The organism is Phormidesmis priestleyi ULC007 (assembly GCF_001895925.1).
Lineage (GTDB): Bacteria > Cyanobacteriota > Cyanobacteriia > Leptolyngbyales > Leptolyngbyaceae > Phormidesmis_A > Phormidesmis_A priestleyi_A.
On the sequence record NZ_MPPI01000004.1, the window covers coordinates 165,754 to 178,177 of the forward strand.

Consider the following 12,424-nt stretch of genomic DNA (forward strand, 5'->3'; position numbering starts at 1 on the left):
AGCAGATCCACAAAATCCCGTAGGGGCATGGCATTGCCGTGCCCTCTCACCACCGCCCGATCGTGCCCAACAACCACCTACCCATCAAAAAACGATCAGCGAACAAGGAGCCAACCATAAGTTAAAACGCCCAACCCAGCAACGCCGACGATCGCGTCTCGCTGATCATTCCACAGGCGACAAATTCCGCTCCAGAAATAGGTCAGAGACTCACGCCGCGATCGACCCAGATCCGTCATCAATTCTTTAACTCTGGCGTTGACCTCAGCGATCGAGACCTCACCTCGTTGATAAGCCGCTTCTAGCTCATCTAACTGATGCCAATAGTTGCGGGTTTCCTCCATTAAGTCAGGAATCATAGCTAAACGTCTTTCTACTGTGAACTTATATAACGTAATGTAACGCATAGGTCACAATTAGAAGTCTGTCATCAGTCAGAGCTTTCTAGCTGGGTCAAGTCACAGAGTCTTAAAGTGAATGCTAGTATGTAGTCGCCAAGGTTAAACTCCCTCGCCATCGTGAAACGGTTAAGACACACTTTCAGGCGTAAAGAATTGGGCAAAGAGCGGCGAAACCTCTTAAAACAGCCAGGGATTAAAAAATAACATCCCAGCACCAGAGAACCGATAAATTTAGACCGAAAATGTAGGGCGGGGCACGCCCAAACATCAAACTACGCTTGGGGAGATAGACTCTCTGGGATTCACTAAGTTAGACCCGTCAATTGGTGCTATCGCACGGTCGAAAGGTTTAAGGATTGCCGCAAGGATAGTGAATTTTACAGTCTTTCGCAGATCCAAGAATCCCACTCTCTTGAAAGGTGGGAATGTCAATGAATAGACTAGATGGGCACCTGTTGCCTTATCTAGCCCCTGTTTTGACTTTGCACTTAAAACCCTTATGAATCGCGCAGAGAACCCGGCACCCAATAACAAACCCCAGCAAAAGGATGAGAACCCCTGGTTTGAGGGACTCAAAACTATTGGACTCAGTGCAATTTTAGCCATCGGCATTCGTCAATTTGTGGCAGAAGCCCGCTACATCCCGTCTGGCTCAATGCTGCCGACGCTGCAAATCAACGATCGCTTAATCGTAGACAAACTGAGCTATCGGTTTAATACGCCTCAACGGGGCGATATTGTCGTCTTTTCGCCGACCAGCACTTTAGAGAAGCAAAACTTTCACGATGCGTTTATCAAGCGAGTGATTGGGCTACCGGGCGATAAAGTAGAGGTCAAAGGTGGGCGCGTTTATGTCAACGATCAGGCGTTGAGAGAAAATTACATCGAAGAAGATCCTCAATATCAATGGGGCCCGCAGACCGTTCCCCCTGGCTCTTATCTGGTCTTGGGTGACAACCGCAACAACAGCTATGACAGCCACTATTGGGGCTTTGTGCCTCGCGAGAAGATTATTGGCCGTGCCATTGTGCGGTTTTGGCCTCCCAATCGGGTTGGAGAAATTACCCCAGAACCGAGTTACGACAAAAAGTAGGCTTCAGCTTATTGTCTGACCTTTTTCTAAGGGCACCAAGTGCGAATGACTCGCCCGACTAATGGCTTGCCCAGCCAAGGGGTGTTGCGCGATCGAGACTTTAAACTCTGACCGTTTACACTCCACGACAACTGCGGATCGAATAACGTCAGTTCGGCAGGTTGACCGGGGACGATCGCCTCCATCTTTTGCCCCAAACACGCAGCAGGACGGGTGCTAAGACTGCGCCATAGCTCCAACGCTGACCACTGTTGCGTGTCTACCAGAGTTTGCCACAGCAAGGGTAGTGCGAGTTCTAGCCCGATCGCGCCGGGTGGGGCTTCTGAGAAGGCAAGAGTTTTTTCTTCGTAGGTGTAGGGCGTGTGATCGATGGCGATCGCGTCAATTACCCCTTCCTTAACGGCTTTTCTCAGCGCTACTTGATCGACTTGATTGCCTAAAGGGGGTTCTAGTCGCAGATTGGGATCATAATGCTCGATCGATTTTGTGCTTAATAAAAGGTGCATCCACGTCACGCTGGCAGTAATCGGTAAACCTCGTGCTTTCGCGGCTCGAACCAATTCCACACTCCGCGCTGTCGAGATTCGCATCAGGTGAACGGGTGTCCCGATTTCTTCCACACATTCCAAGAGAGCCGATAGTGCAGTCGTTTCTGACATTGCCGGATTGCCAGGTAAGCCAAACCGGATAGACTCAACGCCCTCTCTGACCACACCATTGCCGACGAGCGATCGGTCACATGCCCACAGCGCTACAGGTTTTTGCAATGGCTGAAGATATTCTAATAATCGCCTCATTAGAGCGAGATTGGCGATCGGCTGTCCATCGGCAAAGCCTACGACTCCTGACTCTGCCAATTCTGACAATTCGGTCATTTGTTGACCTTTCACACCGAGCGTTAAAGCACCCCAACACGAGAGTTTTGAGTTTTGAGTTTTAAACCAGTTGACGGTGGCAGGATTGTCGATCGTAGGCTCCGTATCGGGGAGAATATTCAACCGTGTGAAACCACCCGCGATCGCCGCTTGACCAAGCGATTCTAAAGTTTCCCGTTCTTCAAATCCAGGTTCTCCAGAATGGCTGTAGAGGTCAACCAGTCCTGATCCCAAGACTAAGCCTTGAGACGTGTAAATCTGGGCATCGGGTGGAACCTCATCGATTTGAGGCTCGATCGCCTGAATCAAGCCATCTTCGATTAGGACATCAACGACCCGATCGACGGTTTCGACAGCATCTAGGAGACGGACTTGTTGGAGCAGTTCGATCGTCATAACAGCATCCGTTAAAGTGCCCCGGCTGCGGTTTTGTCTAAAACGCCTCCCAAGTGCGTCGTGATGTTCATCGCTTGCATTAAAGGAGCCGCCTCGACTCCTTGCGGGTAATCAATCACGCTGACGGCTCCGTTGCCTTGCTTAAAGTTCCAGAAAGACTCGGCACCCAAGCCAGCGACGTGACAGAGAATCGCTTTGTTAACGGCATCGTGGGCAACGACCAAAATCGTGTAGGGTTCGTTAGCTGGGCGAGTTGCCGCCGCGTTGATGATGGCTTGCCAACCTGCGATCGCCCGATTCCACACGTCTTGCAAATTTTCGCCTTCGGGCATCTGCACGGTTTCGGGGTGCTGCTGCCACTGGTGCAATAATCCTGGATACGATTGCTCGATTTCGGCTTCAAACTTGCCTTCCCATAAGCCGTGACTAATTTCTCTCAGGTCGTCTCGCAGGTTTAGCTCAAGGTCAGGATGATGCTGAAGAATAACTTCTGCGGTTTCTTTGGGACGCAGCATTGAGCTACTGATTGCCTGATCAATCTGCACCGATTTGAGGAATTCACCCGCTTGAGCAGCTTGCGATCGTCCATTCTCATTTAAAGGCACGTCAATCTGTCCCTGAAAGCGTCCTTGCCGATTCCACTCGGTTTCACCATGCCGCACCAACAATAGCCGGAGTCCCTGACTTTTTGACTTGCGGCGGGGCAACGTTTCGCCCAAATGAGACGTGATATTCAACGACTCGATCTGCACGGGTTGCCCAAACTCACCGGAGAAATTGAGAATGCTGATGCCGCAGTTTGAGATGTGAAAGCGCTGATAATCTTCGGGCTGAAGTCCGATCGCAGTGTTAATCAACGCCCGATTAATGCCACTGTGAGCCACGATTAAAATCGTCTGTCCTGCATGGTTGGGCAGCGTGGTTTGCCAAAATTGACGAGCTTGCTCATAGATCGCCGGAACGGGCAGAAAATCCACAGCGCCGTTTTCATCTGAGAGGCTCATCGTCAGCAAATGAGGCTGCGTTCTCCAATCGCGATACTCATCGGGATACTTCTCCTCGACTTCGTTAAACAGCAACCCTTCCCAGAGCGGCAGATTAATTTCTCTCAAGTCTTCGCTGGTTTGCAGTTGAGGAGCGTGATCAGAATTAGCCAGAATTAGATCTGCGGTGCGCTTTGCCCGACTTAACGGACTGCTATAAACCGCATCAAGAGAAATTCCTTTTAGAGCAGTGGCGACCTGCACCGCCATCGATTCTCCTTTGGCAGTTAGCCGCGACAGATCACAGTGTCCTTGCACTTTCTGCTCAACGTTGTAGCTGCTCTCGCCGTGACGCACGATGATAACGCGAGTAGTCAAAGGGAATCCTCCATCCAGTAAATTGAGTCAGGAAGATTTTACCCTGTCCAGCGTTCTCATCACCAATTCTGCTAAGTTTGACCATGAAAGCACCGATGCAAATAGACTGGGGGAAATGATGACGTTGAAGCGGTTGGTTTTGGGCGCACTGACGATTTTGGCGATCGTCTTCGTGATCGGAGATTTGGTCAATAGCTGGAGTCAGCCCCAGTTTAGTAGCCGCTTAGAACTCTATGAGACCGATTTGCTGCTGCAAGCCTCTGAGTGGAAGGGCGATTCGCCCGATGCCCGTAAGCCTCTCCCGGTTGATAACCCGGTCAAGTCAGCGCTAGAAAGCTATCAAAAGGCGCAAAAAACGGCGCAAAAAGATATTGCTAGTGCCGAAGGGAAGTTAGAGAAATTTCAGTTGAAAACGCCTGTCGTGGGCGATTCTGTCATGGCTACCAATCAACTGCTCAAGCAGAAGTCGCTGCTAAAAGAATTAGAACTGCGAGTTGGACTTTTACAAACTCAGCAAGGACAGGTGCCTGAAGCGCTCAAAACCTGGGCTGCGATCAAAGCGCGCTCTAATCCTACAGCAATCACTGCACAGGTTTTGTCGGGTTTGTGGAGCCAGCCGCCGCTGCTGTTACCCAATGCAGAGCCGCAGATTAATAAAAATCTAGACGGGTGGTTTCGCTATCGGGCGTTGACTCAGCTTTATCAGTTGCAGCAGCGATCGGATGCACTCGATCAGCTTCAAACTACAGAACAGCAAACCTCAAAGCAGGCATTTATTCGCTGGGCAACTGCGAACGCGATTCCAGCGATCGCAGTTTTCTCTGGAGTAGTCCTCCTAATTTTCCTATTGGGGCAATGGGCGGTGAAGGGTGAACACGCTCTCTTATCAGGCACCAATGGCGTTAAGTGGTCGGTGCCCTGGAATGGTGAAATCATTTGGCAAGTGTTAGTGGTTGGCTTCTTCTTTGTGGGACAGATTTTGTTACCGATCGTCAGTCAATCGACGTTGGCAACGCTCAAAGTTAATCCCGCGACCCTGGGCGAACGGGCAAAAGCCACTTACTATCTGGTCACTTATGCATTGTTGGCAGCCGGGGGATTGAGTGTTTTATATCTGTCGATCAAATCATTCTTGCCATTGCCTGATAAATGGTTTCACATCACGCTCAAAGGCAAATGGTTTTGGTGGGGCTTAGGCGGATATCTAGCGGCCTTTCCGCTCGTGATTGTGGTGTCGCTGGTCAATCAGCAAATCTGGCAGGGCGGTGGGGGCAGCAATCCAATTTTACCGATCGCTCTTGAAGGCAAAGACAGCCTCGCGATCTTGATCTTTTTTGTCACGGCGGCGATCGCGGCTCCGTTCTTTGAAGAAATCTTTTTTAGAGGATTTTTGCTGCCCTCGCTGACTCGCTATTGCTCGACTTGGCAAGCCATTCTACTGAGTAGCTTTCTGTTTGCAGTAGTTCACCTGAGTCTCTCAGAAGTCATCCCGCTGATGACGTTGGGCATCGTTTTGGGATTTGTTTACACCCGCACTCAAAATCTTCTCGCCTCGATGCTGCTGCATAGCCTGTGGAATAGCGGCACGTTGCTGAGTCTCTTTATTCTAGGAAGCGGAAGTTCGTAAGTTTTTATAGCCCAAACCGCTAATTTCCGTAAAACTTCGGCTTCTTGTTCGTTGCTTTCTCTCATAACCCAAGGCTAAAAAGAATTAGCGACTTGCCCACGATTTCGTCAACATCATCACGCGCTCAAACCCAGGTTGTTGCTCTGGATGTTTGGTATACCACCATGCCCAAGCAATCAATACAGCTTGAAACGGAAGTCTAACCCAATATAAAATTGGCTGATCAGGAACGCCCTCGATCGCGATCTGGTTAACCGCCATATTAATGTTGGCAGGAAACACCGCCACGAATAGCGTGATCAATCCCCAAGCCGCTGCCACACTCACTGCTGGAATGAGTAAACCAATACCGCCAAGAATCTCAAAGAAGCCGCTAATATACACTAGCGCGAGTGGATTAGGAAGCTGTGGCGGCACAATGCGAACAAACGGAATCGGCACTACAAAATGAGTGATTCCCACAAAGATGATTGAAACTGAGAGAACCACTCGTAGAATTTCTTTGCGTCGATTAGAAGCAGCGCTTAAAGTCATAAATTATCAAAAATACGTTCCTGAAAGGCAAGTCGGACTTGCTCAATCGGGATAACTCTAATGATCGACACAAAAAAAATCCTCTAGCTTTCGGCAGGTTTGTTGCATCCATCATCAGGAGTGTTCAATCTTGTTGAGAATGCTCAACCTCTAGATAGAGGTGTTTATTGTCACTTCGTTTCAATATCGTCATAATAATTAAATAAACAAACTGGCAGTGAAAGTAGTTAATAGCGCTCAACTTTTATTAGAGACTCAGCCTCACCCTTTGTCCATTTCTGAACTCTTGATACGATCGACTGAAATTGCCGATTATGCAACCGAAAATGCTGCCAAAATTGATCAAGTAGGTGCGTTTCCGGGTCGAGAGTTTGAGCAAATTGCCGCAGCAGGTTTGTTATCAGCACCGCTCGATCGGCGATTAGGTGGACACGGTTTAGGCATTGAGGCCAGTGCGACCCGCAAACTACTGCAAATTCTCAAGCAGTTTGGGCACGGAAATCTAGCCATCGGGCGAATTTTTGAAGGACACGTCAACGCCCTACAACTGATTCAAACCTTTGGGACTCAGGCTCAGGTTGAAGCCTATGCCAGCGATGCCCGCGATCGTCACAAAATCTTTGGAGTTTGGAACGCTGAAGCCAACGATGGCGTAAAAATAATTCCGCTTGAAACTGGGCACTATCGGCTAGAAGGCTGTAAAACCTTTGCCTCTGGATCGGGTTATGTCGATCGTCCTTTTGTCAACGGCACGTTGCCCGATGGTCGCTGGCAAATGTGCATCGTGCCCATGGATCAAGTGGTGACAGTCAGCGATCCGTCTTGGTGGCAACCGTCAGGAATGCGCGCAACCGCCAGTTATAAAGTCGATTTTAGCGGTGTTGAGTTAGAGGCGAGTGCTTTGATTGGTCAGCCCGATGATTATTATCGACAGCCCTGGTTATCAGTAGGTGTAATTCGCTTTGCGGCGGTGCAGCTAGGAGGAGCCGAAGCGCTGTTTGATGAAACCCGCAAATTTTTACAGGGTTTGGGGCGCACTCAAGACCCGTATCAAGCAGAACGGCTGGGGAAAATCGCGATCGCCCTAGAAAGTGGCAATCTCTGGCTCAAGGGTGCCGCAGAGTTTGTCGCTGCCTACGCGCCTATTTTTGCGGGTTCTCCGATCGTGCCCCACCCGCAAGCCGAGCAACTGGTAGCTTACGCCAATATGGTGCGATCAGCGATCGAGCAAATTTGCATGGAGGTGATTCAAGCCTGTGAGCGATCGGTAGGAACGCGCGGCTTACTGCCACCCACTCCGATCGAGCGGATCATTCGAGATTTAACGCTATATTTGCGCCAACCTGCCTTTGATGCCGCTTTTGCAAACGTCGGACACTACGTGTTGACTCAACAGACTGCTGCTGAACGTTTGTGGTCTTATGCTTAAACAAGCGGTTGGTGCATCCCTGGTTAACAATTCAATGAGACTGCCGTTTCGATCGTTGACTTCGCAAGAGCCAGTCTTGGTAGTCGCGCCTCACCCCGATGATGAAACGCTGGGCTGTGGCGGCGCGATCGCGTTGCTGCGTTTACACAATTGCCCGGTGTCGGTGCTGGTGATCAGTGATGGCACTCAGTCTCATCCACGATCGCGCAAATATCCAGCTCCCGTTTTGCAGCAGTTGCGTCAGCAAGAAACGCTGGATGCTCTGACCACGCTGGGAGTCGATCAGTCCGCTGTCACTTTTTTGCGGTTGCCAGATGGTGCAGTTTCGACTTTGGCGACCCTAGCGCAACATCAGGCAGAATGTGGGGCTTATCTAAAAGCGATCGCGCCCAAAACGATCTTTCTGCCTTGGCGGCATGATCCGCACCCAGACCATCGTGCGACTTGGCAACTCGTTCACAGCGCAATTACTTATCTGCGATTTACCCCTCGCCTAATTGAATATCCAATTTGGGATTGGGACTCAGAGCAGAGCGTCAGTTTGCCCAATTCTGCTCAGATCACAGGTTGGCGACTGGATATCAAAGCAGTCGTGTCGCTCAAGCAACGCGCGATCGCCGCTTATCGATCGCAGATCACTGATTTGATTGATGACGACCCCGAAGGCTTTCGGTTGACCCCTGAAATGTTGGCAAACTTTACGCGCCCCTGGGAAGTCTATTTTGAGGAGATAAAATGAATCCACTTCAGCCAAATTCGCTGCCGCCCAGCTATTTTGATGATCTTTATCGGGCTGATCCCGACCCGTGGAAGTTTGAAACCAGCGACTATGAGGCAGCTAAATATGCGGCTACGATCGCGGCACTTCCCCAACCACGATATCAGTCAGCTTTAGAAATTGGCGGCTCGATCGGAGTCTTAACCCAATTGTTAGCCGCTCACTGTGATGCTTTGTTGTCGATCGACGTATCCCAACTTGCACAAAATCAGGCAATTCAGCGCTGTCAGCAGTTGCCTCACGTTGACTTTCAAATTATGCGAGTACCTGAGCAGTTTCCCGATCGAACGTTTGACCTAATTCTCGTTTCAGAAGTCGGTTATTACTGGAGTTGGGATGATTTGCGATCGGCGCAGCAGGGTCTTCTCGATCGCTTGCAGCCAGGAGGACATCTGCTTTTGGTGCATTGGACGCTCTACGCAAAAGACTATCCGTTAAGCGGCGATGAAGTGCATGATGCGTTTCTTGAATTGTCACCCACGCATCTTCGACATTTAGCAGCGCGGCGCGAAGAACAATATCGGCTTGATTTGTTTGAGCGAGTTCGATCGCTAAACAGTCCTTCGTCAATCTGATTATCTTTCACAAGACAGATTTAAATCAAACGCAAACTCTGCACAATTATCTTAACAAGGCTTACGCAAACCTCGGAGGTTTTAACTAAGAATCAAGCATCGTGACCGACAGAGTGGCTTAAACCTCCGAGGTTTTGGTCAAATGCGTAAGTCCTGTTAACAAGAGTTTTGAATGTCTCAAGTTTTAATGAACATAGCTCACTCATTTTTTAGGAGATGGAGCACAGATCGTGATGCAAAGTAACCGTTTGCACATCACTAGTCCATCGGTTTCGGCATCTGACGATTTCTCTCAGCCCCTGGTTCAGACTGCGATCGCTGCTGATTGCGAGGTTTGTGTGATTGTCCCAGTTCGCAACGAAGCGGCAACGCTAGAAACAACGCTAGCGGCATTAGCGAATCAAATCGACTTAAACGCTAAACGTCTAGATCTAGATCGCTACGAGATCATTCTGTTGGCGAATAACTGTAGCGATCGTTCTGTGACGATCGCCCATCAGTTTGCCGCCGCGCATCCCGACTTAAATCTGCACATTGTCGAAAAGACACTGCCGATCGCCGAGGCGCATATCGGTCGAGTGCGACAAATGTTGATGAATGAAGCCTATCGCCGTCTCAGCGAGTTAGGGCACAAACGCGGCGTGATTGCCTCCACCGATGGCGACTCTCAGGTTAGCCCCACTTGGATCGCCGCAACCTTGCACGAGATCGCTCAGGGTGCCGATGCCGTCGGCGGAAGAATTGTGCTTGATCCTTCAGGTCTTGCCCGTCTGAGTGCCCATGCGAGAGCCTGTCACCTGCGTGAAGTGGGCTACCGATCGCTAATTGCAGAATTAGAAAGCTATCTCGACCCTGACCCGCATAATCCGTCTCCGCGTCACTATCAAAATTATGGAGCAAGTCTAGCAGTCACCGCCGAGATCTATGCTCAAGCGGGAGGGCTGCCACTCGTGCGATCGCCCGAAGATGTGGCACTCTACCAAGCTCTGCTGCGGGTGAATGCTCGGTTCCGTCATAGCCCGATCGTCCGGGTGGTGACATCGGCAAGACAGACCGGGCGTACTCAAATGGGACTCGCTAATCAACTGAGTGAATGGACTACGATGGGGCAACAGCCGTTTTTGGTCGAATCAGTAGGGGCGATCGTAACTCGGCTCCGCGCTCGTCAACAGTTGCGAAATCTTTGGTTACAGATTCTCAACGGCTATCAGCCCGCGTTGAAGTCGGTTGAGTTAATCGCTGGCGCCTTGAAAGTCTCAACGCAGTGGTTAATGCAAGAACTATCTCAGCCACAAACTTTTGGATTGCTGTTTGAACGAGTGGAGCAACGTCAGCAAGCAGAAGGCGTTTGGTCAAAATGCTGGGACTCGATCGAGATCAGACAGGCGATTCAAGAATTGCGTTTGTGTTTAGCGCCGTTAAGATCAGCAGGCGCAAGTCTAAATTCTGAATTCGCTGCGATCACAATTCGCGCACAAGCTTCTGCATCTGAGAGCGCATGATGGTGCAACAGATCAATCTCCAGCCGATCACAAACATCAGGCAGTTTAGTGGGGTAAATCTGCCAGGTTTTACGAGCAAGCTGCACTGTGCAGACAAAGGGTTGAGCCGGGTGAGAAATGCCATAGGCATCACAGCAGGCGTAAAGCACCCCGCGATCGAAGCTAGCATTATGAGCCGCAATAAAGTCAACCCCTTGAATTAAGGCACTCAGCGTCTCCCACAACTCGCCAAAGTTTGGCTGCTCGGCAACATCGCGCCAGTGAATGCCGTGAATGTGAGTAAACCTGAAAGCCTGGCGAGGCGGACGAATCAGCGCATGAACCCGTTTGACAATTTGATTATTTTCTACGCGAATTAGCCCGATCGAGCAAGCACTATCTCGCCCGTGATCAGCCGTCTCAAAATCTAATGCCACAAATGGTTTCATTTGCTGCTTAACACGCGCCATACGATAAAAAGCATAAACGACAAATAGCTAAATACAATCACCCACTCTAACCAATCGGCTGGGAGTATTGCAAAAATTTCATCCATGATTTGAACTTTACCTGATTCGCGATCAACAGCGAACCACCCATATATACACAAATCTTCCGATGCAAGGAGTCATACCGCATTTGGGGCAGGATTTCCAACTACTCCAAACGTTACCATAAACAGTCTTTGTCAAGCATCACTTGACACCTCGTTTCGCGAAGATGTAAAGTAATACTTGACGACGAACAGACAAAGCCGTGAAAAACCGACTGAAAGAACTTCGACAATTGCACCAGTGGTCACAATCTGACCTTGCTAGGGAATTAGGAGTCAGCCGTCAGGCGGTCAATGGCTTTGAATCTGGCAAGTTTGATCCCAGCCTGGATATGGCTTTCAAAATTGCCAGTCTGTTCAATGTCGCACTTGAAGACGTTTTCACCCACGAGGCAAAGAATTCTATGCAAACACTTGTTGAACGATTCACAAACTTCCTTGGTTTCGAGTTTGGTTTTGAGCGGTTTACTGAGAAGGCGATCAATGCGATCAAGTTTGCAGACAATGAGGCAGCCCGATCGCAAGTTGAGCCAGAACATCTACTTGCTGGCTTGTTGGCTGATCCAACCACAACCTCTACGCGGTTACTTCGAGCCAATGGTGTGACACTGAATATTGAAACTAATGAACATTCTTTTGAATCTCGTGGGAATTCAAGGTTTAGCCCACAGAGTAAGTTTGTTATCGAGCTTGCCTTGCAAGTTGTTCGGCTTCAGGGTAAGAAGTCCATTGGAACTGAGCATCTTTTGTGGGGTTTAGTTCGTCTGGCTGAGATAGACAAGACTATTCTGAGCGAACTATTTCAACAATACGAAATTGATCTCGAAACTCTGAACAAACAACTAGCAGAAACGGTTTAAGTTCAAATCAAAAACCGACTGAAGCTACCTATCAAATATCTAAAATCTTAGTAGGTAGCTTTTGTTGTCCGAACTGTGACTCATGCTTGATTACGAATTTGTTCCTGAAGACGAGCTACCATTTCTGAACTCAGTTCTGCTTCTGGCTCAACTCGTTCACGTTCCGCCAAAATTGAATCGATCGCCGTAGAATGCCAGGAATATCAGATTGATTTGCAGAACGAATTTTCATATTCATACCGATGTGCAACTAAGAACCCTCACCCCAAACCCCTCTCCCGCAGGAGCTACCGTGTATACATCAGTCATTTCGCTTCGTTGTGAGCGGCTTCAGCCCCTAAATCTCCCAAAATTGGGGGCCTTTGAAACTGAAAGTCTGGGGTCAAAGTCCCCCAGAATGGGGGATTTAGGGGGCAAACCCCCAGCAATCCGAACTTAAAGCAATTTGTGAATACACGGTA

12 protein-coding genes are annotated in these 12,424 nt (G+C 49.4%); 7 read left to right on the forward strand and 5 right to left on the reverse strand.

Annotation, left to right across the window (positions count from 1 at the left end; translation table 11 throughout):
* Positions 1-95 precede the first annotated feature (95 nt).
* The gene (locus BRW63_RS05695) at positions 96-359 is read right to left on the reverse strand and encodes a hypothetical protein (RefSeq protein WP_073069943.1); all 264 of its coding nucleotides are present in this window, start codon (positions 357-359) and stop codon (positions 96-98) included.
* A gap of 541 nt (positions 360-900) precedes the next feature.
* Here BRW63_RS05695 and lepB point away from each other — a divergent pair.
* Entirely contained in the window at positions 901-1,494 is a 594-nt protein-coding gene (lepB, locus tag BRW63_RS05700) for a signal peptidase I (RefSeq protein WP_073069944.1), read from the forward strand.
* 26 nt (positions 1,495-1,520) lie between these two features.
* Here the strand turns inward: lepB and BRW63_RS05705 are convergent, their stop codons facing one another.
* Complete coding sequence (locus tag BRW63_RS05705) at positions 1,521-2,765, reverse strand: dihydroorotase (RefSeq protein ID WP_073069945.1); 1,245 nt, start codon at positions 2,763-2,765, stop codon at positions 1,521-1,523.
* 11 nt (positions 2,766-2,776) lie between these two features.
* Complete coding sequence (locus BRW63_RS05710; RefSeq protein ID WP_073069946.1) at positions 2,777-4,126, reverse strand: histidine phosphatase family protein; 1,350 nt, start codon at positions 4,124-4,126, stop codon at positions 2,777-2,779.
* A 22-nt stretch (positions 4,127-4,148) separates the two neighbouring features.
* Between BRW63_RS05710 and BRW63_RS05715 the strand changes: the two genes are divergently transcribed.
* Entirely contained in the window at positions 4,149-5,753 is a 1,605-nt protein-coding gene (locus BRW63_RS05715; RefSeq protein ID WP_223257296.1) for a CPBP family intramembrane glutamic endopeptidase, read from the forward strand.
* An 84-nt stretch (positions 5,754-5,837) separates the two neighbouring features.
* On the opposite strand, the gene BRW63_RS05720 is transcribed toward BRW63_RS05715, so the two are convergent.
* The gene (locus BRW63_RS05720; RefSeq protein WP_073069947.1) at positions 5,838-6,287 is read right to left on the reverse strand and encodes a DoxX family protein; all 450 of its coding nucleotides are present in this window, start codon (positions 6,285-6,287) and stop codon (positions 5,838-5,840) included.
* 217 nt (positions 6,288-6,504) lie between these two features.
* On the opposite strand from BRW63_RS05720, the gene BRW63_RS05725 reads away from it, so the two are divergent.
* From BRW63_RS05725 to BRW63_RS05740, 4 genes are all read left to right on the forward strand, one after another.
* A complete protein-coding gene (locus tag BRW63_RS05725) occupies positions 6,505-7,716 on the forward strand; it encodes an acyl-CoA dehydrogenase family protein (RefSeq protein ID WP_073069948.1) in 1,212 nt (403 codons plus the stop codon).
* Between the two features lie 34 nt (positions 7,717-7,750).
* Positions 7,751-8,455: a PIG-L deacetylase family protein gene (locus BRW63_RS05730; protein ID WP_223257297.1), complete on the forward strand. Its 705-nt coding sequence runs from the start codon at positions 7,751-7,753 to the stop codon at positions 8,453-8,455.
* A complete protein-coding gene (locus tag BRW63_RS05735; RefSeq protein WP_073069950.1) occupies positions 8,452-9,069 on the forward strand; it encodes a class I SAM-dependent DNA methyltransferase in 618 nt (205 codons plus the stop codon). Before BRW63_RS05730 ends, BRW63_RS05735 begins: the two co-directional genes overlap by 4 nt.
* 233 nt (positions 9,070-9,302) lie before the next feature.
* Positions 9,303-10,571: a glycosyltransferase gene (locus BRW63_RS05740; RefSeq protein ID WP_073069951.1), complete on the forward strand. Its 1,269-nt coding sequence runs from the start codon at positions 9,303-9,305 to the stop codon at positions 10,569-10,571.
* Here BRW63_RS05740 and BRW63_RS05745 read toward each other — a convergent pair.
* On the reverse strand, positions 10,460-11,020 hold the full coding sequence (locus BRW63_RS05745) for a 3'-5' exonuclease (RefSeq protein WP_223257298.1): 561 nt from the start codon (positions 11,018-11,020) through the stop codon (positions 10,460-10,462). The two genes, BRW63_RS05740 and BRW63_RS05745, sit on opposite strands and share 112 nt — an antisense overlap.
* Positions 11,021-11,306: 286 nt before the next feature.
* Between BRW63_RS05745 and BRW63_RS05750 the strand changes: the two genes are divergently transcribed.
* Positions 11,307-11,963, forward strand: a complete 657-nt coding sequence (locus BRW63_RS05750) for a helix-turn-helix transcriptional regulator (protein WP_073069953.1) — start codon at positions 11,307-11,309, stop codon at positions 11,961-11,963.
* Positions 11,964-12,424 lie beyond the last annotated feature (461 nt).

Coding starts and splice junctions, on each gene's coding strand:
- BRW63_RS05695 (WP_073069943.1), bottom strand. CDS start 359: ATGATTCCTGACTTAATGGAGGAAACCCGCAACTATTGGCATCAGTTA.
- BRW63_RS05705 (WP_073069945.1), bottom strand. CDS start 2,765: ATGACGATCGAACTGCTCCAACAAGTCCGTCTCCTAGATGCTGTCGAA.
- BRW63_RS05745 (WP_223257298.1), bottom strand. CDS start 11,020: ATGGCGCGTGTTAAGCAGCAAATGAAACCATTTGTGGCATTAGATTTT.
- BRW63_RS05720 (WP_073069947.1), bottom strand. CDS start 6,287: ATGACTTTAAGCGCTGCTTCTAATCGACGCAAAGAAATTCTACGAGTG.
- lepB (WP_073069944.1), top strand. CDS start 901: ATGAATCGCGCAGAGAACCCGGCACCCAATAACAAACCCCAGCAAAAG.
- BRW63_RS05730 (WP_223257297.1), top strand. CDS start 7,751: ATGAGACTGCCGTTTCGATCGTTGACTTCGCAAGAGCCAGTCTTGGTA.
- BRW63_RS05735 (WP_073069950.1), top strand. CDS start 8,452: ATGAATCCACTTCAGCCAAATTCGCTGCCGCCCAGCTATTTTGATGAT.
- BRW63_RS05740 (WP_073069951.1), top strand. CDS start 9,303: ATGCAAAGTAACCGTTTGCACATCACTAGTCCATCGGTTTCGGCATCT.